Source organism: Streptomyces sp. MAR4 CNX-425 (assembly GCF_048656465.1).
GTDB lineage: Bacteria > Actinomycetota > Actinomycetes > Streptomycetales > Streptomycetaceae > Streptomyces.
This window is the reverse complement of record NZ_JBMDLF010000003.1, coordinates 253,610-280,086: the sequence shown is the minus strand read 5'-3', so window position 1 is coordinate 280,086 and position 26,477 is coordinate 253,610. Positions and strand designations below refer to the sequence as shown.

Here is a 26,477-nt window from a genome sequence, read left to right as displayed (position 1 = left end):
GCATGCCCACTCTAGCGTCCGGGAAAGAGCCGGAGCCCCACCGCGCCCGGGACATGGCCGAGTCGTTCGGCACCGACCCCGACCGCTACGACCGGACACGCCCCCGCTATCCGGCCGAGCTGATCGCCCGCATCGCGGCGGGCCCCGGGGCCGTCCGCGGCCCCGACGGCCCCGACGGCTCCCGTGGCGCCGTGCTCGACGTCGGCACCGGCACCGGCATCGTCGCCCGCCAGCTCCGCGCCGCCGGCTGCCGCGTCCTGGGCCTGGACGTCGACGCCCGCATGGCCGCGTACGCCCGCCGCCACGGCCTCGACGTCGAGGTCGCCCCGTTCGAGGACTGGGACCCGGCCGGCCGCCGCTTCGACGCCGTCGCCGCCGGCCAGACCTGGCACTGGATCGACCCCGTCGCGGGCGCCGCGAAGGCCGCCGAGGTGCTGCGCCCCGGCGGCCGGCTCGCCGTCTTCTGGAACGTCTCCCAGCCCGCCCCCGACGTCGCCGAGGCCCTGGCCGCCGCGTACCGCACCGCCCTGCCCGGCGCGCCCCTCAACCCCTGGAGCCGCGCCGCCCTCGGCGGGCACACGGCGATCGTCGACAGGACGGCCGACGGCATCCGCCGCGCGGGCTCCTTCGGCGAGCCGGAGGAGTGGCGCCACGGGTGGGAGCGCACGTACACCCGCGAGGAGTGGGTGGACCAGCTCCCCACCGGCGGCGGCATGGCCCGTATCGCCCCCGACCGGCGGACGGCCCTGCTCGACGCGACGGCCGCGGCGGTGGACGCCCTGGGCGGGTCGTTCACGATGCGGTACACGGCCCTGACCGTCACGGCGAGGGCGACGCGGGCCCCGCGGTGAGGCCCGGCGGGTGATCGGCCCCCGCCCGCTGCCGCAGCGGCCCTCTCCAAGCGGAATCCTCACCGGCTGCCGCACCCTCCGTACGGGCGTATCGTCCGTATATGGGCCACCTCTCGCGAACCGCCGGCGAACCGCGGCGGCCCGCCGACCGCGGCGACACGGGCGGCCTCGGATGGCTGGAGGCCGCCTTCGGACGGCTCATGCGCTCCACCGGCGCCTCCATCGGCCTGCTGTACGTGCTGCCGCAGAACGAGCGGGTGCTCCAGCTCGCGCTCGTCTCCGGGGCCTCCCGCAAGCTCGCCGCGCCCTGGACGCGCATCCCCCTCGACGCCCCGATCCCCGTCGCGCACGCCGTGCGCGAGCGGCGGCTCGTCTGGCTCGTCGGGCAGGAGGAGATGGCCCGCCGCTTCCCGCGCGTCGGCTACATCCTGCCGTACGACTTCGCCCTCGCGGCCCGCCCGATCGCCGGCGACGCCACCACCGGCGTGTGGGGCGGCCTCGTCATGCTCTGGCCGATCTGGCACCCCGCCCGCCTCAGCCCGTCCGAGCACGCCGCCCTCGGCACCTTCAGCCGCCGCTGCGCCCTGTGGCTCAAGCACGCCGCCGAACGCGGCGAGCCCCTCCTCCCCGCCGAGGAGCCCCGCGTGCTGGAGCCCGTACGGCCCCGGACGCCGCAGCGCGCCGAGGCGCAGGCGGTGGTGGAGTTCGTGGAGCGGCTGCCCCTGGGGTGCTGTGCCCTGGACCTGGAGGGGCGGATCACGTTCTGCAACACCGCCGGCTCCGAACTCCTCGGCGTCGAGATCGGGGACCTCCTCGGCGCCCGCCCCTGGGAGACGGCCGGGTGGCTGCGCGACCCCGTCTGCGAGGAGCGCTACCGGGCCGCGGTCATCTCCCGGCGGCCCACCTCCTTCACCGTCGTACGGCCGCCGGACCGCCGGCTGTACTTCGAGCTGTACCCCGACGCCAGCGGCCTCAGCGTGCACATCACCCCCGTCCCCACCGGCCCGACCACCGCCGCCACCCCCGGCCGCCCGCGCTCCGCCGACCCCGACCCCGTCGGCGCATCCGCGCTCTATCACCTGATGGACGTGGCCGCCGCGCTGACCGAGGCGGTCGGGCTGCGCGAGGTGGCCGACCTGGTCACCGACCTCGTCGTGCCCGCGTTCGGCCCGCAGGCGATGCTCCTGATGGCCGCCGAGGAGGGCCGGCTGCGCACCATCGGCCACCGCGGCCACACCGCCGGTTTCCTCGCCGACGCCGGCACCCGGGAGCTGACCGCCGACGACCCCGCCGCGCACGCCCTGGCCACCGGCCAGCCCCACTTCTTCAGCACCGTCGCCGAGCTGCGCCGCTCCTACCCCGCCGTGGCCTGCCAGGAGGACATGGCCGCCGCCGCCTTCCTGCCGATGATCGCCTCCGGCCGGATGGTGGGCACCCTCGCCCTGTCGTACCGGCGCAAGCGCGCCTTCCCGCCCGCCGAGCGCGCCGTGCTCACCTCGCTGGCCGGGCTCATCGGGCAGGCGCTGGACCGGGCGCGGCTGTACGACACGAAGCTGGAGCTGGCCCGCAGCCTCCAGGCCAGCCTGCTGCCGCGCAGCCTGCCGCCCATCGCGGGCCTGGAGGTCGCCGCCCGCTACCTGCCCGCCGGCCGCGGCATGGACATCGGCGGCGACTTCTACGACCTCATCCGCTACGACGGGACGTCGGCCGCCGCCGCCATCGGCGACGTGCAGGGGCACAACGTCGGCGCCGCCGCGCTCATGGGCCAGGTCCGTACCGCCGTCCACGCGCACGCCACCGCCGGCACCCCGCCCGGCGACGTGCTCGCCCGCACCAACCGGCTGCTCACCGACCTCGACACCGACCTCTTCACCAGTTGCCTCTACGCCCACCTCGACCTGCGCCGCCACTGCGCCCACCTCGCCACCGCCGGCCACCCGCCGCCCCTCCTGCGCCACCCCGACGGGCGCACCGAGGCGCTCCCGCTGCCCCCGGGCCTGCTGCTGGGCATCGACCCCGACGCCCGGTACCCCACCACCGAGGTGCCGCTGCCGCCCGGCACGGTGCTGGCGCTCTACACCGACGGGCTCGTGGAGACCCCGGGCGAGGACATCGGCGGCACGACGGCGAAGGTCGCGGAGAAGGTGGCGCGGGCGGGGGAGGGGCCGATGGACGACCTGGCGGACGAGCTGATGGGGCGGGCCGAGCGGATGAGCACGCGGCACGACGACATCGCGCTGATGCTGATACGGGCGCTGCGTTAGCGCGCGGAGCGCGCCGGTGGGGTGCGCGCGTACGGACCGGGTGCCCGTACGCGCGCGTCACCGTACGAACCGGGTACGCCGGCGACCGGGGCGGCGTCACCGCGCCCGCCCGACCCGCCGCTGCCCGGCGCCGACCCGCGCTACCCGGCGTCGCCGCCCGCCGCGCTCCGCTCCCTGAGCTCCTCCAGGAACCGCCCCCGCTCGTTGCTCCGCGGAAACGGCTCGTCCGGCACGGGCACGCCCAGGAACTCGCACAGCGGCCCCCACCCCTCGCCCACCCGGTACACCAGCAGCCGGTCCGGGTCGATCCCCCGCCGCACCGCCGCGTCGTGCTCGGCGACCACCCGCAGCGCGTGCTCCTTGTCCGTGAACCGGCCGTCGAAGACGCCGTCCCAGACCACCTCCACCGCCATGTCGCGCAGCCGTAAGTACTCCTCCTCCGCGTCCGCGGGCGGCGGGGCGACCGCCGCGGCGTGGATGCTGGCCGCCGCGCTCGCGTACCAGCTCTCCGGGTCCCGTACGGTCAGCACCACCTTCGCCGCCGGGAACGCCGCGGCGATCTCCCGCCAGAACCGGGCGCCCGGCCAGTCCACCGTCGCGCGGTACCGCGCGTACACCCGCGCCCAGTCCACGGGCTCGCCGCGGGCCGCCGCCCGCCACATCGGGATCTGCCCGGGGTCCCCGAAGAGGCCCAGCATGTGGTGGCACGGGCCGAACCCGAGCCGTTCCAGCGCCGTCTTGAGCGACAGCGTTCCGGTGCGTCCGACTCCCGCTCCGATGACTTCCAGCATCCGCTTCTCCTCCGCTTTTCCTTCGGCCGTTTCTTGTCACAGGTGTGCTGCAAACGGTCTTCTGGGCGTGCTGGTGTGGTGCGGAAACTCCTTATAGTGTCGGCGACTTGAGCACCCGTGTGCAGATTGCTCGACCGGCGCACACACCCGACCTGCACACCCGACCTGTGGGACAGGCCACCTGCCCGGAGGAGCCCGTCGATGACCGCGCACCAGGACGCAGCCGCCCCCGCCCGGGCCCCGCGTTCCCGACTGCCCGCCGCCCTGCGGGCCCTGTTCGTCACCGCACCCGCGACCGCGGCCGCGGTGCTCGCGGCGGCGGTCGCGGGACCCGAGGACCACACCCGGCAGATCGTCTACGGCGGCGGCGCCGCGGCCGTCCTGCTGTGCGCGGCCGTCGCCGCCGCGGCCGGCTACCGCGCGAAGGCCGCCCGCGCCGACGAGCGCGCCGCCGCGGCCGCCGGCGCCGCCGCGGTCTTCGCCGACCGCGTCGTCCCCGAGGTGCTGTCGAAGATCGCCGCCGGCGCGCCCGTGGACGAAGCGCTCGCCGCCGCCCCGCAACTGGACAACCAGGCGTACCGGCGCGCCCTGACGCAGGTCGCCGACGAGGCGCGGCGCAGCGAGAACCGGCGCGCCGCCGCCATGGCCTCCTGCGCCAACGCCGCCGGCCGGATGCAGGCGATCACCACGAGCATGCTCGCCGACCTGCGCGAGATGGAACACCGGCACGGCGACGCCGACGTCCTCGGCGACCTCCTCCACCTCGACCACCGCACCGCGCAGGCCGGGCGCGTCGCCGACAGCGTCGCGGTGCTGAGCGGCGCCCGTTCGGGCCGCCGCTGGGCGAAGCCGATCGCGATGGAGTCCATCCTGCGCGGCGCCATGGGCCGGATCGCCGGCTACCAGCGGGTCCGGCTGCGGGCCGTCTCCGAGGCCGCGGTCGCCGGCCACGCCGCCGAGGGCGTCATGCACGCCCTCGCCGAACTCCTCGACAACGCCTGCAACTTCTCGCCGCCCACCACCGAGGTGCACGTCTACGTCTCCGAGGTGCCGGCCGGCGCCGTCGTCACCATCGAGGACAGCGGGCTGATGATGAGCGAGGCCGCGCAGCGGCGCGCCGAGCGCGCCGTCTCGGGCACCGCCACCGACCTGTCCACGCTCACCGGCACCCGGCTCGGCCTGCCCGTCGTCGGGCACCTGGCGCAGAAGCACGGGCTCACCGTCTCGTTCCGGCCCTCCGCCATCGGGGGCACGGGCGTGGTGCTGATGATCCCGCAGGAGCTGATCTCGCGCGCCCGGCCGGGTGATCCGGTACGGCGGCCGGGCCTGCCGATGCCCACGGAGGACACCGGCAGCACGCCGCTGCCGGTCCCGCGGCAGCGCGACGTCGCGGCCGGCGAGGACGCGGACCGGCGGGCGGACCTGCCGGCCGACGACGCCGGGCACGACCCGTTCGCGCTGGCCGCGCTGCCGCGGCGGCGGCGCGGGCGCACCCTGGCGGGGGCGCACCCGGGCGGCGTGCCGGAGGCGGGCGCGGGTACGGGCGACGGCGGCGGCGGCGACGACGGCGCGGGTGAGGGCGCGGGCGACGGGGACACCGGTTCGTACCGCAAGCTCGAACCCGCGGGCTCCGCCGCCCGGTTCGGCGCCTTCCGGCGCGCGGTGACCGGGCGGGAGCGGGACGCCGCCGACGCGGCCCCGCGCGACGACACGGCCACGTCCGGCGACGCCGCCACGTCCGACGACACGGCCACGCGCGACGACGCCGCCACGTCCGGCGACGCCCCCGACTCCTCCGCCGCACCCCCCGCACGCAACGCCGCTTCACCTTCGGAGGACAACCGATGACCGAATCCCCCGCCGAGGCCACCGGACTGACCTGGCTGCTGGAGGGGTTGCTGAAGCGCACGCCCGGCGCCCGGCACGCCCTGGTCCTCTCCCGCGACGGGCTCAAGCTCTGCCACACCCCCGAGCTGTCGGAGGACAGCGCCGACCAGCTCGCCGCCATCTCGGCCGGCATCCAGAGCCTGTCGCACGGCGCCTCCGTCGAGTTCGGCGACGGCAGCGGCGGCGTACGGCAGTCGATGACCGAGTTCTACGGCGGCATCCTCTTCATCGCCGAGGCCGGCTCCGGCAGCCACGTCGCCGTCATCGCCGCGGAGACCGCAGACCCCGGGCTCGTCGGGCACAACATGCTGGAGCTCGTCGAGCAGCTCGGCGACCACCTCAGCGCGCCGCCCCGCGGGCCCGTGCCCGCGGCCGAGGGGGTCGCGGCGGAATGACCCGCGCCGGCCGGGACGACGATCCGGACCGGCTGTACACCCTGACAGGGGGGCGCAGCCGGCCCGCCAGCGACGAGTTCGACCTCGTCACCCTGGTGGTCGCCGAGTGCGAGCCGAGGCCGGGCATGCAGTCCGAGCATGCGGCCATCCTGCGCATCTGCCGGACCCCGACCGCGGTCGTCGAGCTGTCCGCCGACCTCGGCCTGCCCGTCGGCATCACCAAGATCCTGCTGTCCGACCTGCTGGCCGCCGAGCGGATCACCGCGCGCCATCCGCGGTACGCGCCCCCGCGCATCCCCGGCGGCGTGCGGTTCGCCGATCCCGAGACTCTGGAGAAGGTGCTCGTTGGACTCCGCGACCTCTGACGCGCGCGCCCCGCTGGCCCGTACGGCGGACAACGGGCTGAAGATCGTCATCGTCGGCGGCTTCGGCGTCGGCAAGACCACCATGGTCCGCTCCGTCAGCGACATCCGGCCGCTGAACACCGAGGAGACGATGACCCTCGCCGGCCGCGGCATCGACGACCGCAGCGCCGTGCCCGGCAAGACGGCCACGACCGTCGCGTTCGACTTCGGGCGCATCAGCCTCGACGAGCGCACCGTGCTCTACCTCTTCGGGGCCCCGGGCCAGGAGCGGTTCTGGTTCCTGTGGGACCGGCTGTTCTCCGGGTCGCTCGGCGCCATCGTGCTCGTCGACCACCGCCGGCTCGCCGACTCGTGGTACTCCATCGACCGGCTGGAGCACCACGGCACGCCGTTCATCGTCGCCCGCAACGACTTCGGCGGGCCGCCGTACACCCGCGCCGAGGTGCGCGAGGCGCTCGACCTCGACCCGCACGTCCCGCTGGTCGACTGCGACGCGCGGTCCCGCGAGTCCAGCAAGGGCGTCCTCATCGCCCTGGTCGAGCACCTGCAACGCCTCGCCGCCGCCACCGTCCCCACCCCACCGGAGACCGCGACATGACCCCGACCCCCGAGGACCAGGCCGCACGCGAGGGGAGCGACGCCCCGGGGACACCGGCCGGGGCGTCCCCGGCCGGGCGCGGTGCCGCACCGGACACCCCGGCCGAGGCCGGCGCACCCGGCGCCGCGCCGGCCGGGCCCCCCGCCGCGTGCCCGGCGCACGCCGGCTCCGTACCCCTCAGCGGCGACCGCTTCCACACCGACCCGCGCGACCTCTACCGCGAGATGCGCCGCGACCACGGCCCCGTCGTCCCCGTCGAGCTGCCCGGCGACATCCCCGCCTGGCTCGTCATCGGCTACCGCGAACTGCACCAGGTCACCTCCGACCCCGACCTGTTCACCCGGGACCGCGGGCTGTGGAACCAGTGGGAGAAGATCCCGCCCGACTGGCCGCTGCTGCCGATGGTCGGCCAGGTCATGCCGTCCATCCACTTCACCGCCTCCGCCGCCGACCACCGCCGGCACGCCGTCATGGTCGGCGCCGCGCTGGAGGGCGTCGACCCCTTCGACCTGCGCCGGCACTGCGAGCAGCTCGCGGACCGGCTCATCGACTCGTTCTGCTCCCGCGGCAGCGCCGAACTCGTCGGCGACTACGCCGTGCCGCTGCCCGTCCTCGTCCTCGCCCGGCTCATCGGCTTCCCCGACGCCGAGGGGCGGCAGCTCGCGCAGGTGCTCAACGAGCTGGCGGACGGCGGGCCCGGGGCGCTCAAGGCGTACGAGACCTTCGTCGGGCACATGACCCGGCTGGTCGCCGCGAAGCGGCTCGCGCCCGGCCAGGACGTCGCCTCGCGCATGCTGGCCGACCCCATGCACTTCACCGACGAGGAGGTCATGCTCGACCTCAAGGACACCACCGCCGCCGGCTTCCTGCCCACCGCCGACTGGATCGGCAACTCCATCCGCCTCATGCTCACCGACGACCGCTTCGCCGCCGCCCTCGGCGGCGGGCGGCACAGCGTCGGCCAGGCCATGAACGAGGTGCTGTGGGAGGACACCCCGACGCAGATCCTCGTCGGCCGCTGGGCCGCGCGCGACACCCAGCTCGGCGGATGCCCCGTCGGCGCCGGCGACCTGCTGCTCCTCGGCCTCGCCGCCGCCAACGACGACCCGCAGATCCAGCAGGCCCTCGTCGGCACGGGCGGGGGCCACGGCGGCGGGTACGGGGGCGGGTACGGAGGCAGCGGCGCGGGGGCGCAGGCCGGCAACAGCGCCCACTTCGCCTTCGGCTACGGCGACTTCCGGTGCCCCTTCCCGGCCCAGGAGATCGCTGAGATCATCGCCCGTACGGGCCTTGAGGTGCTCCTCGACCGGCTGCCCGACCTGGACCTGTCCGTACCGGCCCGGACGCTGGTGCGGCGGCCGTCCCCGTTCCTGCGCGGGATGACCGCCCTGCCGGTCACCTTCACCCCCGTACGCGCCGCAGGAGGCCACCCGTGAACTGCCCGCACGCCGCCGGCGCCGACACGGCCCCGCTGGCCATCGACCCCCTCGTACGCGACCTCGCGGGCGAGACCGCGCGGCTGTCCGCCGCCGCCCCGCTCACCCGCATCGAGCTGCTCGGCGTGCCCGCGTGGACCGTCACGCGGCACGCGGAGGCGCGGCAACTGCTCACCGACGCCCGGCTGGTCAAGGACATCGGCGCCTGGCGGCTGTGGCAGACCGGCGCGGTCACCGCCGAGTGGCCGCTGATCGGGATGGTCGACCCGGGCCGGTCGATGTTCACCGTCGACGGCGCCGAGCACCGGCGGCTGCGTACCAAGACGGCCCAGGCCATCACGCCGCGGCGGCTCGACGCGCTGCGGCCGGTGGTCGAGCGGGTGACGGCGGAGCTGCTCGACGCGCTGGAGTCGGCGGCGGCCGCGGGCGACGGCGTGGTGGACCTCAAGGAGGTCTTCGCGCAGCCGCTGCCGATGCGGGTGGTGTGCGCGCTGATGGGCGTCGCCGAATCGGAGATACCGCGGCAGATGCGGCTGTGGAAGGCGTTCTTCTCCATGCTCACCCCGCAGGACGAGCGGCTCGCGGTGATGGCGGAGCTGGACCGCGTGTTCACGGACATGGTGCGGCAGAAGGCCGCCGAGCCCGTCGACGACCTGACGAGCGCGCTGATCCTCGCCGACGAGGGCGGCGAGCCGCTGACCGAGGAGGAGGTCGTCGGCAACCTGAAGTCGATGATCGCGGCCGGGCATGAGACCACGATCTCGCTCCTCCTCACCACCGTGCGCGGGCTGCTGACGCACCCCGGGCAGCTCGACCTGGTCCGCGAGGGCACGGTGACGTGGGAAACGGCGATCGAGGAGGCGCTGCGCTACGACCCGCCGGTGACCCACCTGCTGATGCGGTTCGCGACGGACGACATCGAGATCGCCGGCACGGTGATCGAGAAGGGCGAGGGAGTCGTCATCTCGTACCGCGCGATCGGGCGGGACGCCGGGCACCACGGGACGGACGCGGATGCCTTCGACGTGACGCGGCCGACGCCGATCCGGCACATGACGTTCGGGCACGGCCCGCACATCTGCCCGGGCGCGGCGCTGTCGCGGCTGGAGGCGGGGGTGGCGCTGCCGGCGCTCTTCGCGCGGTTCCCGGGGCTGCGGGCGGCGGTGCCGGTGGAGGAGATCCGGAACCTGCCGGTGCTGACCCAGAACGACCTGGCGTCCTTCCCGGTCCGTCTCGCCTGACGGCGGCGGGGCGGCGGGCGGGGCGGGGCGGCGGGCGCGGCCCCGGCGGGGCGTGCCCGGGGCGGCGGCATCCCGGCCCGCGCCCTGAGCCGACCCGCCCGTCGGGCGGGAGGCGCTGCCCGCGGATGCCGGGTGCGCCCGCCGCTGCCGGGTGCGCCCGCGCGTGCGGCGCGTACGGCGTCTGCCGCGCGTGCTGCGCCTGCACGCCCACGGGCCCACGGCCCCGGTAGCCGACCCCTGCCCGCTGCCCACCGCCCGCCGCCCACCTCCCGCCGCCCGCCTCCCGCCTCCCCGGGTCCCGCCGTCACCCGCCCGGCCTCGTGCGGTCGCCCCGCCGCCCGGCACCCGGGAGTCTGGGAACGACGGCGAGGCCCGCATGCCGGCCGTGCAGGAGGGACAGCGCTGGAGAGGGCAGGTGCCGCCGGTGCGGGATGATGCGGGAGAGCAGGGCGGCAGCGCGCGGGGCCCGGGGAGGGGCGGCCGGCCGGACCGCCGCGGCGGTCCTCGTACGGCCCGGAACCGGTGGTCCGGGCCGTACAAGGACGGCCGCGGCTACCGGGTCGGCAGCAGCGCCCCGGCGCGCGACACCCGGCCGCGGATCGACGAGGTGACCGGCACCGCCGAGCGGCGCGTCGGGCCGGTGCTGCGCTGGCTGCCGGCCGGGCTCATCGTCGCCGCCGCGGTGTTCTACGGGTTCACGCCGGAGGGTTTGCGGGCGTCACCGGTCTTCGAGAGCATCCCGATGGTCGCCGCCGTGCTGCTCACCCTGCGCGGCACCGTGACGGTCGCGGTCACCGCGCTGTTCGTGTTCGTCATGCTGGAGGTCCTCAACGGCACCGTCACGCACTCCGGGTCGGTCATCCAGATGGTGTCGCAGCTCGTGCTCAGCGTCGTGGCGATCGGCATGAACGTGCTCATCCAGCGCAACTACCGCCGGTTCACCTCCGCCCGCCACGTTGCCGTCGCCGCGCAGCGCGCGCTGCTGCCGAACCCGCCGGACGGCTTCGGCGGCCTGCGGATCGCCGCCCGCTACCAGGCTGCCGACGTCGACGCCCGGATCGGCGGCGACCTCTACGCCGTCCAGGAGGGCCCGTACGGCGTGCGCTGCATCGTCGGGGACGTACGCGGCAAGGGGCTGGAGGCGGTGGAGTCCGTCGCCGTGGTCGTCGGCTGCTTCCGGGAGGCGGCCGAGCAGGAGGCGCGGCTCGACGGGGTCGCGCGGCGGCTGGAGCGGGCGCTTCAGCGTGAGGAGACGGGGCGCAGCGGGGTGGACCGGGTGGAGGGGTTCACGACGGCGGTGCTGGCGGAGGCGGACCGCGACGGCGGCGCGCTGCGGCTGCTCAACCGCGGCCACCCGGCGCCCCTGCTGCTGGGCTCGGACGGCGCGGCGCGGCTGCTCCAGCCGCGGGAGCACGCGCTGCCGCTCGGCATGGGCGACCTGGGCACGTGGCCGGACGAGCTGCTGGAGGTGGCGTTCCCGCCGGGCGCGTCGCTCCTGCTGTACACGGACGGCGTGACGGAGGCCCGGGACGCCGCCGGTGTCTTCTACGACCCGCTGGCGCGGATGGACGGCCGCGTCTTCGACGGTCCGCACGCGCTGCTGGACACGCTCCTGGACGACGTGACCCGCTACACCGGCGGGCGCGTCGCGGACGACATGGCGCTGTTCGCCCTCTCCCGCTCCCGCTCGGGCACCTCCTTCCGCCGGCTTCCGGCCGCCCCTCCCGATGCACACGCTCCGTAATGAAACAGCGCCACTCCGCATAACAACTGATGCACGATCAGCTAACGACCGGACCTCTCCCCGCGTAGCCGTCGCGTCAACTTGTCCGATTCCGCTGGTACATGCCCGTATCGTCCGCGGCAAAGCACAACTGAATAACGGGAACGACTTGGAATCGAACGCCGACGTCCGCTAGCGTGCGGTAACGCAGCGCGGTCGTCACTGCCGCCGCAAGAGGCGGCTCCGTGCGCCGTCGCCGAATCCCGCACGTGGAACAACTGCAGCAACGGAAACACCGAGGGAACCGGGGAACCACCACCTTGGGGTGAATCGGGCCAACCTCCCACAGGGGGCGACCCGTAGGAGACCTTCCTGCTCCGAACCCGTCAGCTAACCCGGTAGGCGAGAAGGAAGGAAAGGAGTACGCCTTCGTGGCGTCCTACAGGCCTGGGCCTGGCTACGGCCATGGCTATGACGATTACGGCTACGACGGCTATGCGTCGGGCGGCACCGCCCCCGACGGATATGCGCCCCCGGGCTACGCCGCCGAAGAGCCGGTCGACGAAGTCTTTCCCGAGGACGACCTTCCCTCCCGCGGCCGCCGGCGTCTCGCCAAGCAGCGCGGCGGCAGCATGGCGCGCAGCGGCGCCGTCCTGGGCGTGGGCGTCTTCGCCGCCGTCGGCGCGGGCAGCGTGGCCACGGCGCAGGAGAAGCCGCCGGTCGCGATATCCATGCCCGACCAGGTCGACGCCGTCGCGAACGAGATAAGCGCGCAACTGCCGGACGCCGAGAGCCTGCCGGGCGTCGGCGAACTGATGCCCACCGAGGAAGAGCCCGCCACCGACGACGCCGTCGTCACCACGGCGCCGCTCACCCAGGTGAGCTACGCCGCCACCTCCGGCTCGGACACCGCCACCCCGGCCGCCGACTCCGGCGAGGCCCTGCGGGCCCGCATCCTGGAGCAGGCCGACCAGCAGCAGGCCCAGGCCGACGCCTCGGCCCGCGCGGCGGCGGAGGCCGAGGCCGCCCAGCAGGCGGCCGAGGAGGCCGCCGAGGCGAAGGCGGCGGAGGAGGAGCGGCAGCGTCGCCTGGAGGAGGAGCGCCGCCGCAAGGCCGAGGAGGAGGCCCGCCGCAAGGCGGAGGCCGAGCGCCTCGCGAAGCTCGCCGCCAGCTACGTCTCCCCGCTCGACAGCTACACCCTCACCTCGACCTTCGGCGAGTCCGGCGACATGTGGGCCGCGGGCCACACCGGGCAGGACTTCGCCGCCTCCACCGGCACCCCGGTCAAGGCCGTGCACGGCGGCACCATCACCGAGGCCGGCTGGGCCGGCTCGTACGGCTACCGCATCGTCCTCACGCTCGAAGACGGCACCGAGATCTGGTACTGCCATCTGTCCTCCATCATCCAGTCCTCCGGCGAGGTGACGACCGCCGACGTCATCGGGCGCGTAGGCGCCACCGGCAACGTCACCGGCCCGCACCTGCACCTCGAAGTACGACCCGGCGGCGGGGACGCGATAGACCCGCTGGCCTGGCTGCGCAACAACGGCGCCCCGGTCTGACGCCGGCGGGACCCCCGGCCGCCACCGGCCGGGACGGAACCCCCCGCCGCCCGACGGACCGCAAGCCCCCATAAGCCCACCTCCCACGTCTCCGGCGTGCCCGTACGCACCTTCCCCCGTGGCGTCCGGGCGCGCGCGCCGAGACCGCCGGCGGCCCTGGTGGCCGACCCCCCGACACCAGGGCCGTCGGCCTTTTCCACCCCGCGAGGACCGCACTCCCGCCCCCGGGGAGGCGGATCCCTCCCCGGGCCCGCTCCGTGCCCGGAGAGGAAGACCGGCCCACTCCCGGGAGAGGCGGGGGCGGGATTACTCCCCGGGCCCGCAGAGGCAGAACGGATGCCCCGCCGGATCCGCGAACACCGGGCAGCTGCCCCCTTCCTCGGAGAGCCGCGTGGCGCCGAGCCGCAGCGCCAGCTCGCCGGCGGCGGCGGAGTCGTCGACGCCGAAGCAGAGGTGCATCTGCTGGGGGTACGCGCGGTCGAGGTCGGGCCAGAGCGGCGGGCGGTAGCCCGGCACCTCCTCGAACGCCAGCCGTGGAAAGCTGTCCTCGTCCTTGGCGATCACCATCCAGTCCTCGCGGATGATCCGCATACCGAGCAGCCGGGTGTAGAAGTCGGCGAGCTCGCGGGCGTCCGCGCAGTCGAGCACGATGTTGCGGATATAGGCGTCCATGCGGTCACGGTGCCACGGCCGACCGACACCCGGAGCCCGGGAGACCGCAGGACGCGGACAACCGGGGGAGCGACCCCCGCCCGTTCAAGCGGCCGCGGTGATGTCCCCGGCGGCGGAAGGCTCGGGAACCATCCCCACCCCCACGTTCTCCCCGTCGGCGATCTCGCCGAGGACGGCCTGGATGGTGTGCAGCATCCGCTGGGGCCGCTTGAAGACGTCGACGGCGGTGAACCGCAGTATGCGCCGCACGTCGGGGCAGCTCCCGAGGTCGTTGAAGCGCTCGATGTCGGCCAGGGGCGCCGCCCGGCCGCCGTGGAAGCCGTACCCCTCGATCTCCACGACCAGCCCCGCCGCCGGGAAGAAGAAGTCCACCCGTATCCGCCGCCCGCCCGGCGCGGTGAACGGCGCTTGAGTGAGCGGCCGCAGCCCGGCGTCGTACATCCGCAGCCGCGCGATCGTCTCCGCGGGCGACCCGGAGCGGGGATCGACCAGCGCCAGCCGCTCCCGCGCCTGAACCACCCCCCGCCGCTGCCCGGTGCCGGCGAGGGCCTCGGAGACCGCGTGCAGATCGGTCACCTGCTCCCGCCACCGCCGCGGCTCCCCCTCCCCGAACACCAACGGCCGCCGCGTCAGCGCCGATTCCACCGCCACCATCGCCGCGTCCCGCTCGGCGGTGAGCAGCAGGTCGACCAGGGTCCGGTGAACGGTCGTCACCCGCAGCCCGGCGACGCTCGTGATCTCGCCCTCACCCACCGGGGTCCGGTGCAGCACAGCCCCCTCAGGCGCCCGCCCGCGCCCCCGCACGTGGGTGAACTCGGGCCGCACGGCCGGCAGCTCGATCCCGAACAGATAGGCGGCCGCACTGTGGCTCACGACCAACTCCGCCCGCCCCGCCTGCGCCAACCGCAACCGCAGCCGCAGATCATCCCCCCGCCCGGGCTCCACCCACACCCCGGCCCGCACCTTCCGCCACCCCGCGCCCCGCAACCTCCGCCGCAACGCCTCAGCCGGCCACCCCGCCGCCACCGCCTCGGCACACACCAACACGCCACCGTTCCGCGCCGCCAACTCACCCAGCGGCCTCCGTTCCCCCGTCATGCCCCCACCCTCTCGCGGATCCCCCACCTCCGCTTCCCCCTGTGGATAACTCTCACCCCCACGAGCTACCCACCAGGTCAGCCCGCGCTCAGAGGACTCCTCGCCGGGCCTTGCTATCCCACACGGAAACGCCCCGTCGTCGGCCGCGCCCGTGGCCGCCGCCTTCCGTCGCAACGGCCAGAGGCGGGAGTTCAGGATCGGAGCCGGCCGACCTGGCCGGGCTCGACGACGGTGCAGCCGCGCAGCTCCCGCGTCAGGTGGGCCGCCAGGACCCAGGGCATCGCGTGATCGTCGTACGCCAGGGTCACCGCCCCGGCCGGCACCGCGAGCGGCCCGCCCGGGCGGTAGCGCAGGCCGTGCACCCCGTCGATGTCCGGGTACCGCACCTGGACCAGGACCGCGCCCGTGCCGCGCAGGTGCGGGCACCACTGCGGTGACTTCGCGGCGCAGCGGACGCACACCGGAGGGTGGACGGTCACCGCGCCCTCTGGCCAGCCGGGCACGTCTGCTCGGTGGTCTTCCAGGAGCCACAGCGTGCCAAGCTCGTCCTCGTACGACGGCAGGCCGCAGACCTGGCAGAGCAGCTGAAGCATCGCGCGGCGCTGCCGCTGGGGGTGGACATGGCCGAATCGGGGACGGCCGATCCCCGGACGCAGCGGCCGACGGGACCACAGCACGCCCATCGTGTCGCGGTCGTGGGGGTGCTCGTGCGGGTAGGCGATTCCGCGCGCGGTGCGGATCACGACGGGGTCGGCAGGCCGGTTCTCACCGGTCCAGGCGGTCACGTACGGCACCGGCGGCCTGACGGCGGTCACCGCTGCCCCCTGAGCGCCAGCGGGGCGGCGGCGCTGGCCTGCCCGTAGCCCACGTCGACGTCCTCCTCCCCGGCGGTGGTGACGCAATACCCGCCGGCCTGGTGGACGGCCATGCGCAGCATCGCCGACGCGTCGCGTTCCCGGCTGATGCGGTCCCACGTGTCGATGAGGCACACGGGGCGGGCGGCGGCCTGCCGCATGGCGTAGGTGAGGGCCTCCCACTGCGGCCGCGGCCTCGTGAGCGCGTGATCCCCACGGTCCACCCACTCTCCAGCGACCACCCATCCGTGCTCAACGGCGTACCGGCGGCACCGCTGTATACGCTCGCCGAGGGCGACGGTGGTGACGGTGACGTGCCGGTCGTAGATGAACGCCAGCGTGGGCCGGGTGAGGCCGCGGGGGCGGGAGTGTCCATGACGCTTCCCAAATGGTCGGTGATCGGGTCGTCACTGACCGTAAGTGAGCGGCATGGGGGAAACAGGTACGGAACGTAGCCTTCACGGGACGCGGCAGGTGTGTGGGCTACGTTCCGTCGACCTAGGCGACGCCGAAGAACGTCGCCAAGTCCCGTTGCTGACGGGTCAGCCGACGCCCGCCGATCTTGAGCACGTCACGGAATGTCTCGCCCGCCATGCGCTGATGCCGCAGCCACTCAGGGGTGTCCGAGAGCAGCCTGCCGAGAATGGCCGTTGCCTCGCTCGGCTGTTTCAGCATGGCGTGTGCCTGTGCGACGTCCAGCAGATGGCGCCGTTCGAACGACCGGTCCTCCGGCGTCGGCATCCGCTCCGACAGGCGCAGCACACGGTGCGGGTGCTCGGCTACGAGATGGTTCTCGATGCCCTGGTAGGCGACGGTGCGCCAGTCGAAGCGGCCCCAGCTCGACATCTCCACCGCAGTCGTGCCACCGAGCGCAGTGCCAGCGGTACGGGCCATGCGCAGCATCTCGCGCGCCTCAAGGGGCCTGTTGTTGCGCGCCGCGGCGGCGCTGGAGTGCACCAGCAACTTGCCCCACGCGCCGAGGCCGGCCGAGGTGGCGCGGGAGATCCGCGGTTCGATCTCCTCCGCAGTGCTCACGCTGACCTGCTCGGCTTCGTCCAAGCGACCTTGCCGCATAAGGAGCCAGCCCTGCTGGTACACGGCGCCGGCGACCACGTCGCGAGCGCCGGCAGCCCGTGCGTCGTCGACCGCGTCGCGCAGTGCCAGATGCGCGAGGTCATATGCGCGCACCTGAGTCAGGTACCGGCCGACCATCTGCAGCACGTTCGCGCGCACCCGGAGTGCGGCGGTGTGTTCGGGACCGTTGTCGAAGAAGCTGACCGCGGTGTGCGCGGCGTGGACCATGCCAGGCAGCAGTTCGGCGACCTCGTCGTAGTCGTCGCGGTGGTAAGCCACGGCAAGACGCTGCTCACCCGCGCGAAGGTCTTCAAGGTCCGGCACGTCGGCCGCTGCCGGCGCTTCCAGCCGACCGGTGAAGGTGGCTGGCGGGGCAAGAGCCTGCCGGAGCGGCATGAGGTCGATGTTGTCGTCGTCGTCACGGCGTCGCTGGTGGGGCCCGGCAGAGTCGAAGAGGGCAGATGTCGTCACCCGCAAGGCACGCGCCAGGGAGTGGTAGGTGGACAGGCGGGCGCCTCCACCGCGTTCGACCTTCTTCACTACGGCGAGGCTCAGTTGGGCGCGTTCGGCGAGCGCTTCTTGGGTGAGTCCTCGGGCCCGGCGGAGTTCGCGAAGGCGGTCGCCGGGGAGGGCAGAGTCTGGCATGGGAACCCCGTCCCTGCTGTGGGTCGTCAACGCCCAGCATAGGGCGCAGATTTCGCGCATGGAGTGGCGCGAGCCTCCCGCGCGAACCCGAACATCTACGTCCGTCGAAGCCCCGCCGTGGCGCCGGAGCGAGGCCGGCCGCCGCGGGCGGCCACGTCCCCGGAAGCGGGGGCAAAACCCACCACCACTTTCGCCAAGAGGGTCTCCCACAACCAGCCACCGGGTATCTTTAGCGCGGCTGACGACCGATGTTGCAGGTGAGGAGCCTGGACTCAGCACTGACAGGAGCATATGTGGGCGACTTCGAGATCATCGACCTGTTCGCCGGGCCTGGCGGACTCGATGTTGCCGCGCACAGTCTGGGGATACCCGTCACCGGCATTGAGCTGGACGCGGACGCCTGCCGAACCCGACGCGCCTACGAGAAGACGCTGGCCGAGGATGCCGCGCCCCTGGCGACAGAAGAGGGTGATGTGAGGGACTTCGAACCTGAAAAGTTCCCCTCCGCCAATGTCCTTGCGGCAGGCCCACCGTGCCAGACCTTCAGCGTCGCGGGCTCCGGCGCAGGTCGCAGAAACCTGGACCAGGTCAAGACCTTCATTCACCGAATGGCCGAGGGCGACGACGTCCGCAACGACCTAAGTTGCCTCTCCGACCCACGTACCGGCCTGGTGTTGGAGCCGCTCCGCTGGGCACTGGCCAGGCGGGAGCCCTACGAAGCGATCGTCCTGGAACAAGTGGTGGCCGTCCGCCCCGTCTGGGAGGAGGTTGCCGCTGTGCTGCGCAAACGTGGCTACGATGTTGCTGTCGACGTACTGAACACGGAGGAGTACGGCGTTCCCCAGACGCGTAGGCGCGCCATCCTCATCGCCCGCCTGGGTCAGGAAGCCGCCCTCCCTGTGCCCACTCACCAGCGCTACCGCAAGGGACGCGGCCGGGTGTCCAGGAAGGAGCATCCGGAGCAGCTGAAGCCGTGGCGCTCCATGGGAAGTGTACTGAGCCACAGAAGCCTCAAGGACTTCACGGTGATCTCCAACTACGGCACCGCCGGCGTCCCGCATGACCGGGGCCAACGGGCCCACAACGAACCAGCGTTCACTGTCACCAGCAGATTTGACCGCAACCGCCTGTTCGACAGCGCTGGCTTCTATATTGATCATGTCACACCGCAACAGGCCGCCCTTCTCCAGACATTTCCTCGCAACTACCCTTGGCAGGGGCATGGGACCTCGGTCGGTGTCCAGATCGGCAACGCCATCCCTCCGCTCCTCGCCGCCCACATCCTGACAGCAGCCCTGGGGCTCCATCCGGGCGACGATGTCCGCCTGGGCTACGGCGGGTTCTGAGTCGCCCGATCGATGGCGAACCATGCGTCCGGACTGTCGCCGAACGGGGTGATCGCCGTACATAATCCCCGTAGACTCCCCTCCGGGAGCGCGGTGTAGAGCCGCGGGCCGGGTCAGGTGGGGATGCGGATGGCGAGTGCGTGGACCGACTGGGTCCCCGATGCGGGGTTGGCCAGCGAGGTTGATGGGATCACCGGGCGGACACTGAAGGCGTACCGCGAGGATCCGAACCTGATCACCGAACACGCCAACCACGAGGAGTCCATCCGTGTCGGCGGCTACGCGAACCGCACACTGCTCGAGCTCGTGCAGAATGCGGCCGACGCCATGGCCGGAGTCGAGGGGAACGACGAAGGCGTCGGGCGGGTCGAGATCGTGCTCGACGTCGACCGGCAGACCCTGTACTGCGCCAACGCAGGCCGCCCCTTTTCACGAAACGGCCTAAATGCCCTGGCCCATGCCTACCTGAGCGGTAAACGGGGGATGAAATCGGGCGGTTCGGGCTTGGATTCAAGTCGGTACTCGCCGTCACCGAGGCCCCGCAAGTCTTCAGCCAGTCGATCTCTTTCGAATTCAACTCGCCGCAGGCAAAGACGGCGCTTGCAACAATCGAGGCACGGGCGAAGCGGTTTCCGGTGCTGCGTACACCGACACGTGTTGACGCTGACGTTGAGTTCGAGAGAGATGTGACTCTGGCCGAACTGGCGCAATGGGCGGTGACGGTTGTCAAGTTGCCGCAGGTGCGGAGATTTGAACACCTAAAGCGGAGGATCGAGGAGTTCCGCTCGGAATTCCTGCTGTTTGCGAACGCAGTTCGGGAGATCCGGCTCCGTGTGGTGGGGGAGGGCGAGCGGTTCGAGACCCGGCATGTATCCCGAGATCTCGGCGAGGGCAGGTTCCGTCTAGAGCGCCCGGACGGTGACAACGAAGAATGGTACGTCGCGGATCGGATGCACCCTCCGAGCGCCGAGGCGAGGGCCGAGGTCGGGGAAGCGGTGGCACGAGACTCGGTGAAGGTCACGGCCGCGGTGCCGGTTCGTTTCGGGCGGCTGAAGACCGGTGAGTTCTGGTCGTACTTCCCACTGCAGGACAGGACTTCCGCTTCTGCCCTCTTCAACGCTCCTTGGAGCATGAACGACGACCGCACGACCCTGCTGGAGAACACTTACAACCGTGAGATACTCGTCACTCTCTCGGAGATGTTCGTCGAGATACTGCCCAAGCTCTCGACCGTCGACGACCCGGCAGGGCACCTGGACTATATGCCGGCCCGTGGTCGCGAGGCGCACTCCTTCGGCGACGAGATCCTTTGCTCCCATGTTCCCCGACGCGCCTCCACGTCAGAACTGATTCCTAATGCGACCGGCCAGCTCTGCATGCCGACGGAGTTGCGCCCCCTTGACCTCGCTGTCACCACTGCCTCAGAGCGTGACTACGAGGAGTGGAGCAGGTCGCCAAACACAGGCGATGATGTTCCGCACTCGCGTTGTTATGCCAACGCCCAGCGCATCGCGCGGCTACGGCAGCTCTACGTCCACCGGTATTCACAATTCGCCCTGGATCAGCGGGGCCGGGATGAAATGAGGGCCCTGGCGCGGATGCCCAAGCGAGGCGTCCAATCGTGGCTGCGGGAGTGGGCGGAAGGGGATGATCTGACCTCGGCCGTGAGCGCGCTCGACTTCGTCCTGAACAATCCGAGGGTAGAAGGCATCAGGTCGGCGAAGGTCGTACCGACCACTGACGGGATGCGGGCTGTAAGGGACAAGACCGACGTCTACCTGCAACGTGTGGACGACGTCGTCCTCGAAAGGGGAAGTTTTGTCCGCCCGGGCTTTCTGGCGATACCGGGGGTGGAGCGGAAGCTCCGTGAACTCGGCTTCCGGGACCTTGACCCGCTCGCCATCCTCCGAGCCCGGCTGGACAAGCTGACACCCGCAGCCGAAGCCACTGAGTTGGAAAGCTTCTGGGATGCGGTCCTTGGGGTGCCCGTGGTGCAGGCGCAGACGGAGGTTGCCCGGGCCGCCTCCGACGGTCGGGTCAAGGTGCCGACGCTCGACGGCGGCTGGTCGCTGCCCGGTCATGTCCTGGATATCGAGGGGATCGGAAACCGCTCTCCGGAGCGGCTCTTGGACAGGAACAGGTGCTTTCCGCAGGTGGCGTACGCGGCTGGAGTCGTACATGCGCCTGTCTCCTCGTATTCCATCGAGGACGAGGTCTACTTCGCGGACTACTGCCAAGAGGTGAAGGAGGACCTTAACCGGAGGCTCGGCCCTGGAGAGCGTCCCATTGATCGGATCGAGCTGGACCGTGGCGAGGGACCCGGACCGTTCTCGGTGCTCCTCATGCTGGAGGAGGCCGGGGCACCTGACCAAGTGCGGGAGACGTGGACGAACGAGCTCCTTCAGCGAGACCAGACCGCCTATTGGACCTGTGAGGATCTCGACACCGGCCAGACCCAGCGGGTTATGTCCCCGGTGCGGTGGGCCGTGCAGCGAGCAGGTCGGTTGAGGACGAACCGCGGATATCGAAAGCCGGAGCAGGTCGTCTCCGCGGCCCTCGTCGAGTACGCCGCTCTACTGCCGCTCTTCAGCGGACCCCGCCCGGTGGAAGCTGCGCTGTCCCTGCCCAAGGATCTGGAGAAGGTACCTGCTACGGTGTTGCGCGAAGCACTCGAGGCGGCAGCCTTCCCGCAGCCGGTCAAGGGCGCTGTGTTGACAACGTTCGTCGTCACCGCCGCACGCGTTGCGTTTCCACAGGGACATCCGAGATCGATTCCGGCATGGGTGGGGCGGACTGTCGAGAGCAAGCGGCCGGACACGGTATATGTGGCGACGACCGACGAACAGGAATCCTTCCTTAGAGGACGGCAAAAGCCCTACCTCCGAGCGGATCCGCAGCAGGTTAGTCCCCTTGTCGACGCAGTCGGGTGTCGGCGCTTCGAGGACAGCTTCTCCTTCTCCCTGCTGGTCGAGGGCCGTCATGACGAAGAGCGCGTTATCGATTGGTACACCGGCCTTCGCAGCACGTTCGCAGCGGACAAGGTGACGAACGCGACAGTGGTGAGAGCCGTTCGTATCGTCAAGCGGGTGACCACCGAAGACGGCGTCGAGGACCAGTCGCTTGAATCGCATCCGGACGGGCTGACGCTTGTAGTTCGTGCCGACCTCGACGATCGGCGCATTCTCTCGGAGCTTAACGAGGCGTTTCAGCTCCGATTGTCAAACGCTGATTTGAAAAGGATTCTACAGGAAGGGTATGACCAACGACTGGAAGGTCAACGCCAGGCGGCCCGTGCGGCGGCTACCGATGCCGAGCGTCTGGAAGTTTTCTTCGGGCCAGATACCCTCAGGGAGAACCTGCCGAAAGGGCTCTGGGAGGCGCTCGAAGCCCAGGAGTTGGTGGACGGATCCACCTCTGTCGCGGAGCTGTTCCTGACCGTCTACGGCAGTGATTCAATCAGATTCCTAGCTGGCGAATTCAAAGCCGAGGGGTACACGGACGTTCCCGAAGAATGGGCGGGCCGAACGCCGACGATCGACTGGTTGAGGAAGATGGGTTTCGGTGTCAAGTACGCGGGACGGCGTAACCAACGGCAGGACAATGAGTTCGTGGTTCCCGGTGCCGTAAAGCTCAATCCTTTGCATGACTTCCAGAAACACATCTCCCGCCAGCTTGAGGACGTGTTGACGCTTCAGGAGCCCAACGGTCGTGCGCTCAAAGGGCTGGTCGAACTGCCGACTGGGGCCGGGAAGACGCGTGTGGCCACCCAGACCGTGCTGCGACTTTTCACCGAGGGGCGAATGAGCGGAACGGTACTGTGGATCGCGCAGTCGGCCGAGTTGTGTGAACAGGCAGTGCAGACCTTCAAGACTGTCTGGCGCGGCCTCAGCGACGAGCGTCCGTTGACGATCGGCAGACTCTGGGACAACAGCACCGTGCACGAGCCCGATACTCAATTCAGCGTAATCGTAGCCACCGATGCGAAGCTCGACGAGAGCGTGGTCGACTCCCCGCGTACACTTGGCTTCGGCAGGCCGCGGCCATCTTTGTCGACGAGGCGCACCGTGCTGGCGGATCACCTCGATATACCCGCATTCTGCGATGGCTCGGGGTGGACGGCCGCAGCTGGGAACGGCCGCTTGTTGGCCTGTCGGCAACGCCTTTCAAGGGAAACGTCGCGCAAGGCGAACAAACAAGGGAACTAGCTGCTCGGTTCGGCTCCAGGATGATCAAAGCTTTCGAGGGGAACGCATACGAGGAACTGTCGAGGCTCGGCATCCTCTCCAGGGTCCGGCACGAGGTACTGCCGGGCACGGATGTCGCCTTGAACCCGGCCGAACTGGCCAAGGTCAAATCCCAGCGCAAACTCGAGCCTAAAGTGCTCGACCGTATCGGCGGCGACCAATCCCGCTTGCAATCGCTCGTACAGCATATCTTGGCCCAGGATCCAACCTGGCCCATTCTCGTCTTCACCCCGAACGTCCTCTCCGCCCAAGTCCTCGCCGCAACACTGCGTTACCGCAATGTGGAGGCTGCCGCGGTCAGTGGACAGACCGGGCGGCAGCAGCGCCGAGACGACATCGAGCGTTTCAAGAAGGGCGAGGTCAGAGTACTGGCGAACTGCGACCTGCTGATCCAGGGCTTTGATGCACCAGGGGTCCGGGCCCTGTACATCGCCCGGCCGACGTTCAGCCCGAGTGCGTACATCCAAATGGCTGGCCGTGGCCTGCGCGGTCCTCAGAACGGTGGCAGTGAGGAGTGCCTGATCGTCGACGTCGCCGACAACTTCGGTGCGGGCAACGACTTCCTTGGCTACCGTGAGTACGAGCACCTGTGGTTGGAGCAGCGAGCGTGATCCTCATTCCGGACCTGCCCGATATCGAGGCGTCAACCAACAGTGAGGCCGAGCGCAGGGTGGCGCGTCTGCTCGACAAGGTAGATGGCCCACGGGACGCTGTCGCCTTTCACTCCGTCAAGCTGCGAAGCCACTCAGTCAAACAGCAAGCGGAGACGGACTTCCTGGTGCTGTGGGATGGTGTGGTGATTGTAGTGGAGGTGAAAGGAGGCGGCGTCACCAAGCATGAGGGCCGCTGGTACAGCATCAACCGCAGAGACGACTGGAAGAAGCTACGCGAGTCTCCGATGGAGCAGGCCCAATCGGCGATGTATGCGTTGCAGAAGATTATGCGTCAAGACGGCGTGGGTTGGTTTGCGACGGAGGCCGTCGTCATCACCCCGGACATCGAGGCCCCGCCGCCCGCTGTTGAGTGGAAGAACAGCCACTGGTGGGCCAGGGAGCACATGAGCATCGCCGGGATGACCAAGTCCCTTGCGCGGATCGCCGCCAGCGCGATCAGACCAGCGAGTCAGAAGAAACTGCGGGATCACCTGTTTGGTGAGTTCTCACGAATGCCGGTGATCGACGCGCAGCGCGGTGCTGTCGTAGAGGAGCAGAATCTGGCGACAGCCGGCCAGGCACGGATTCTGGCGGGCCTCTCCCGTGTGCAGCGGATGCTGATCTCCGGCGGAGCTGGCACCGGTAAGTCGCTGGTGCTTTCGGAAGGTGCGAAGCAGGAGGCGGGCGAGGGGAAGTCGGTTCTGATCACGTTTCACTCCCCGTCACTGGTTGACTTCTTCCGCCCGCGGATTACCGGACGGGGCATCGATCTCTCCTGCCTTTCGCGGACCTGGCCCAGGGCGGCGGTACGACGTGGTCTTTGTTGACGAGGCACAGGACCTAATGAACGCGGCTGGTATGGACACTCTGGACGCAGTGATCCGTGGGGGCCGCGAGGCTGGTCGCTGGCGGATGTTCCTGGACCGCAACAACCAGGCGCGCGTGGACGGCGACTTTGATCCCGACGTTTGTGAACTGATCGAACAGGAGGCGATTTCATACGACCTCGACCGGAACGTCCGCAATACCAGGGCGATTGTCCATGTGGTGCAGGAGTACCTCGGCGCCGATGTGGGCGACCCGGGTATCGTGCACGGTGACAGGGTCGAATGGTGCTGGCGACCGAAGGCGGACATCTCCGCGGCGGAGGCTGTGGCGCGCGAACTAGTAGAGAACGGAGCTCGTCGGCCGGATATCTGGATTATCACCACCGCCGCAGACGTCGTTCCATACCAAACCGATGCGGGCTTCCTGGTCACCAGCCCACGATTCGCCAAAGGGCTGGAAGCGGAGCACGTCGTCGTCTGCGATCTGCCACAGCAGTATGACGATCGCGGCCTGGCCGCATTCTACGTGGCCGTTACGCGAGCTCGGGTCACGCTGCATGTGGTCGCTTCACGCGATGACAAGAAACGGTTGCAAGAGCTGATCCTAAAGCAGGTGGGCATGTGAACCTCACCGCGGCCCAGCTGCAGACCCTACATCACCTCAGGGCGTCCTATGTCGGCCCTGAGCAGGGGGATGAGGAGGTCACGGCGAACCAGCCGCACCGGCAATACTCCGTCGGCATGCTGTTCCCGCATGATTCTGCGGGTGCCGGCCGGGACAAGAGCGACGACGTCTCCGCCGATGTCCCTGACGGTGATGTGGAAGAAGGCGGCGCCGGTGTCCCGCTCGCCGAGGATTGGCGGCCATCGTCCGCTGCGATCTCGTTCGTCACCGACGGCAACTCAATCGAAGTCGACTTCTCGTGCGCCACATACGTCCTCGTCGACGGGGACGGACCACCGAGGTGGCGGCGCAGCCCGTCTCTGTCGACCGCCTGGCGATGCGGCGAGGCGAGGGCCCGGTGAGACTGATCGTGGGCGATGTGGATGTCGAAATCGGATCCCGATGGCGTCACTACAAGGGCGATGCGCTGGTCACGGTACATGTCAGAGTCCTGACAGACTCCACCGGGGACGACAGGAACGACATCCCCGGAATGCTGTTCCAAGTAAAGCTTGCTGTCGTACCGGCTCCCCACGCGCAGATCCTCGAGTACGACACGACCCGCACCTTCGATGTAGACCCGGACACTGCAGAGTTGCGCCTGCGGTACCGCAACCGGAAGGTGTACGCAGTTGGGCACGGCATGGCCGCGGACTGGGAATTCACCGAAGGTCGCTGCACCAAGGCTTACCTGGACCCGGTTCCAGCCTTCGTTGTACCCACGATCGAGACCACCGGATTCAATAAGGGATCCGCTGAGGCGCGCTCTTTGACACTACAGCACCTTCAGCAGATCGACACGCACCCCGACGCCTACTCCACTCCCTGGACGCCTTCGTCGATGCCTTTGGCGCCTGGGTCACTGACCAGTTGGAACAGGCCGAAACCTTCGGCTCCGACCGCGCCGTGGCGATCCGCATCGCCGAACGTTCCCGGGAGGCGGCTGATCGGATGAGGGAGGGCGTGAACCTGCTTCGCGCGCCGGAACAGCAGCGTCTTCGCACAGCCTTCGCGCTCGGGATGGCCGCCATGCGACTACAGATGCAGCAGGGAGAGATAAACAAGGGGACACGTGCGGAGCAGGTCGCCGAACCGCGGTGGCGTCCCTTCCAACTCGGCTTTTTGTTGATCTCGCTGGCGTCCACGGTGGACGGGGACACAAGCACCGAGACTGCGTTGACCTCATCTGGTTTCCCACTGGCGGGGGCAAGACCGAGGCGTATCTCGGCCTTGCAGCGATCGAGATCTTTCGTCGCAGGCTCGTCCACGGAGTTTCCGGTGCTGGTA

At 70.8% G+C, this 26,477-nt stretch carries 24 protein-coding genes and 1 riboswitch; of the genes, 18 read left to right on the top strand and 6 right to left on the bottom strand.

Annotation, left to right across the window (positions count from 1 at the left end; translation table 11 throughout):
• The first annotated feature begins 53 nt into the window (after positions 1 to 53).
• Positions 54 to 851: a class I SAM-dependent methyltransferase gene (locus tag ACHZ99_RS10935; protein ID WP_420304682.1), complete on the top strand. Its 798-nt coding sequence runs from the start codon at positions 54 to 56 to the stop codon at positions 849 to 851.
• A gap of 101 nt (positions 852 to 952) precedes the next feature.
• Positions 953 to 3,115: a SpoIIE family protein phosphatase gene (locus ACHZ99_RS10930; protein ID WP_420304268.1), complete on the top strand. Its 2,163-nt coding sequence runs from the start codon at positions 953 to 955 to the stop codon at positions 3,113 to 3,115.
• A 140-nt stretch (positions 3,116 to 3,255) separates the two neighbouring features.
• On the opposite strand, the gene ACHZ99_RS10925 is transcribed toward ACHZ99_RS10930, so the two are convergent.
• On the bottom strand, positions 3,256 to 3,906 hold the full coding sequence (locus ACHZ99_RS10925) for a sulfotransferase family protein (RefSeq protein WP_420304267.1): 651 nt from the start codon (positions 3,904 to 3,906) through the stop codon (positions 3,256 to 3,258).
• A 201-nt stretch (positions 3,907 to 4,107) separates the two neighbouring features.
• Here ACHZ99_RS10925 and ACHZ99_RS10920 point away from each other — a divergent pair, with 201 nt between their 5' ends.
• From ACHZ99_RS10920 to ACHZ99_RS10885, 8 genes are all read left to right on the top strand, one after another.
• Positions 4,108 to 5,754 (top strand): ATP-binding protein, encoded by a 1,647-nt coding sequence (locus ACHZ99_RS10920; RefSeq protein WP_420304266.1) that lies wholly within the window; start codon positions 4,108 to 4,110, stop codon positions 5,752 to 5,754.
• Positions 5,751 to 6,188: a roadblock/LC7 domain-containing protein gene (locus ACHZ99_RS10915; protein WP_420304265.1), complete on the top strand. Its 438-nt coding sequence runs from the start codon at positions 5,751 to 5,753 to the stop codon at positions 6,186 to 6,188. The genes ACHZ99_RS10920 and ACHZ99_RS10915 overlap by 4 nt, the downstream gene beginning before the upstream one ends.
• Positions 6,185 to 6,553: a DUF742 domain-containing protein gene (locus tag ACHZ99_RS10910; RefSeq protein ID WP_420304264.1), complete on the top strand. Its 369-nt coding sequence runs from the start codon at positions 6,185 to 6,187 to the stop codon at positions 6,551 to 6,553. Before ACHZ99_RS10915 ends, ACHZ99_RS10910 begins: the two co-directional genes overlap by 4 nt.
• Complete coding sequence (locus tag ACHZ99_RS10905; protein WP_420304263.1) at positions 6,534 to 7,151, top strand: GTP-binding protein; 618 nt, start codon at positions 6,534 to 6,536, stop codon at positions 7,149 to 7,151. The genes ACHZ99_RS10910 and ACHZ99_RS10905 overlap by 20 nt, the downstream gene beginning before the upstream one ends.
• A complete protein-coding gene (locus tag ACHZ99_RS10900; protein WP_420304262.1) occupies positions 7,148 to 8,587 on the top strand; it encodes a cytochrome P450 in 1,440 nt (479 codons plus the stop codon). The genes ACHZ99_RS10905 and ACHZ99_RS10900 overlap by 4 nt, the downstream gene beginning before the upstream one ends.
• Positions 8,584 to 9,828, top strand: a complete 1,245-nt coding sequence (locus ACHZ99_RS10895; RefSeq protein WP_420304261.1) for a cytochrome P450 family protein — start codon at positions 8,584 to 8,586, stop codon at positions 9,826 to 9,828. The genes ACHZ99_RS10900 and ACHZ99_RS10895 overlap by 4 nt, the downstream gene beginning before the upstream one ends.
• A 415-nt stretch (positions 9,829 to 10,243) precedes the next feature.
• Positions 10,244 to 11,572, top strand: coding sequence for a PP2C family protein-serine/threonine phosphatase (locus ACHZ99_RS10890; RefSeq protein ID WP_420304681.1), 1,329 nt, complete (start codon positions 10,244 to 10,246; stop codon positions 11,570 to 11,572).
• A gap of 223 nt (positions 11,573 to 11,795) precedes the next feature.
• Positions 11,796 to 11,971: riboswitch (cyclic di-AMP (ydaO/yuaA leader) on the top strand.
• Between the two features lie 11 nt (positions 11,972 to 11,982).
• Positions 11,983 to 13,113 carry a M23 family metallopeptidase gene (locus ACHZ99_RS10885; RefSeq protein WP_420304260.1) on the top strand — a complete coding sequence of 377 codons (1,131 nt, stop codon included), beginning with the start codon at positions 11,983 to 11,985 and terminating at the stop codon, positions 13,111 to 13,113.
• Between the two features lie 306 nt (positions 13,114 to 13,419).
• Here ACHZ99_RS10885 and ACHZ99_RS10880 read toward each other — a convergent pair whose 3' ends face one another.
• The 5 genes from ACHZ99_RS10880 to ACHZ99_RS10860 form a co-directional block, all read right to left on the bottom strand.
• Positions 13,420 to 13,785 carry a VOC family protein gene (locus ACHZ99_RS10880; protein ID WP_420304259.1) on the bottom strand — a complete coding sequence of 122 codons (366 nt, stop codon included), beginning with the start codon at positions 13,783 to 13,785 and terminating at the stop codon, positions 13,420 to 13,422.
• Between the two features lie 84 nt (positions 13,786 to 13,869).
• On the bottom strand, positions 13,870 to 14,658 hold the full coding sequence (locus tag ACHZ99_RS10875; RefSeq protein ID WP_420304258.1) for a hypothetical protein: 789 nt from the start codon (positions 14,656 to 14,658) through the stop codon (positions 13,870 to 13,872).
• 416 nt (positions 14,659 to 15,074) lie between these two features.
• Positions 15,075 to 15,698: a hypothetical protein gene (locus ACHZ99_RS10870; RefSeq protein WP_420304257.1), complete on the bottom strand. Its 624-nt coding sequence runs from the start codon at positions 15,696 to 15,698 to the stop codon at positions 15,075 to 15,077.
• The gene (locus tag ACHZ99_RS10865) at positions 15,695 to 16,066 is read right to left on the bottom strand and encodes a recombinase family protein (RefSeq protein WP_420304680.1); all 372 of its coding nucleotides are present in this window, start codon (positions 16,064 to 16,066) and stop codon (positions 15,695 to 15,697) included. The genes ACHZ99_RS10870 and ACHZ99_RS10865 overlap by 4 nt, the downstream gene beginning before the upstream one ends.
• 169 nt (positions 16,067 to 16,235) lie before the next feature.
• Positions 16,236 to 17,456 carry a helix-turn-helix domain-containing protein gene (locus ACHZ99_RS10860; protein WP_420304256.1) on the bottom strand — a complete coding sequence of 407 codons (1,221 nt, stop codon included), beginning with the start codon at positions 17,454 to 17,456 and terminating at the stop codon, positions 16,236 to 16,238.
• A gap of 293 nt (positions 17,457 to 17,749) precedes the next feature.
• Here ACHZ99_RS10860 and ACHZ99_RS10855 point away from each other — a divergent pair, with 293 nt between their 5' ends.
• The 8 genes from ACHZ99_RS10855 to ACHZ99_RS10820 all read left to right on the top strand — a co-directional run bounded on the left by ACHZ99_RS10855 (position 17,750) and on the right by ACHZ99_RS10820 (position 26,145).
• On the top strand, positions 17,750 to 18,802 hold the full coding sequence (locus ACHZ99_RS10855) for a DNA cytosine methyltransferase (protein ID WP_420304255.1): 1,053 nt from the start codon (positions 17,750 to 17,752) through the stop codon (positions 18,800 to 18,802).
• Between the two features lie 129 nt (positions 18,803 to 18,931).
• On the top strand, positions 18,932 to 19,492 hold the full coding sequence (locus tag ACHZ99_RS10850) for a hypothetical protein (protein WP_420304254.1): 561 nt from the start codon (positions 18,932 to 18,934) through the stop codon (positions 19,490 to 19,492).
• Between the two features lie 26 nt (positions 19,493 to 19,518).
• On the top strand, positions 19,519 to 23,007 hold the full coding sequence (locus ACHZ99_RS10845; RefSeq protein ID WP_420304253.1) for a DEAD/DEAH box helicase family protein: 3,489 nt from the start codon (positions 19,519 to 19,521) through the stop codon (positions 23,005 to 23,007).
• 20 nt (positions 23,008 to 23,027) lie between these two features.
• Positions 23,028 to 23,657, top strand: a complete 630-nt coding sequence (locus ACHZ99_RS10840; protein ID WP_420304252.1) for a DEAD/DEAH box helicase — start codon at positions 23,028 to 23,030, stop codon at positions 23,655 to 23,657.
• On the top strand, positions 23,654 to 24,526 hold the full coding sequence (locus ACHZ99_RS10835; RefSeq protein ID WP_420304251.1) for an NERD domain-containing protein/DEAD/DEAH box helicase: 873 nt from the start codon (positions 23,654 to 23,656) through the stop codon (positions 24,524 to 24,526). Before ACHZ99_RS10840 ends, ACHZ99_RS10835 begins: the two co-directional genes overlap by 4 nt.
• A 31-nt stretch (positions 24,527 to 24,557) precedes the next feature.
• A complete protein-coding gene (locus tag ACHZ99_RS10830) occupies positions 24,558 to 25,151 on the top strand; it encodes an ATP-binding domain-containing protein (protein WP_420304250.1) in 594 nt (197 codons plus the stop codon).
• Positions 25,148 to 25,552 (top strand): hypothetical protein, encoded by a 405-nt coding sequence (locus ACHZ99_RS10825; protein ID WP_420304249.1) that lies wholly within the window; start codon positions 25,148 to 25,150, stop codon positions 25,550 to 25,552. Before ACHZ99_RS10830 ends, ACHZ99_RS10825 begins: the two co-directional genes overlap by 4 nt.
• A complete protein-coding gene (locus ACHZ99_RS10820; protein WP_420304248.1) occupies positions 25,549 to 26,145 on the top strand; it encodes a hypothetical protein in 597 nt (198 codons plus the stop codon). Before ACHZ99_RS10825 ends, ACHZ99_RS10820 begins: the two co-directional genes overlap by 4 nt.
• The last annotated feature ends 332 nt before the right edge of the window (positions 26,146 to 26,477 follow it).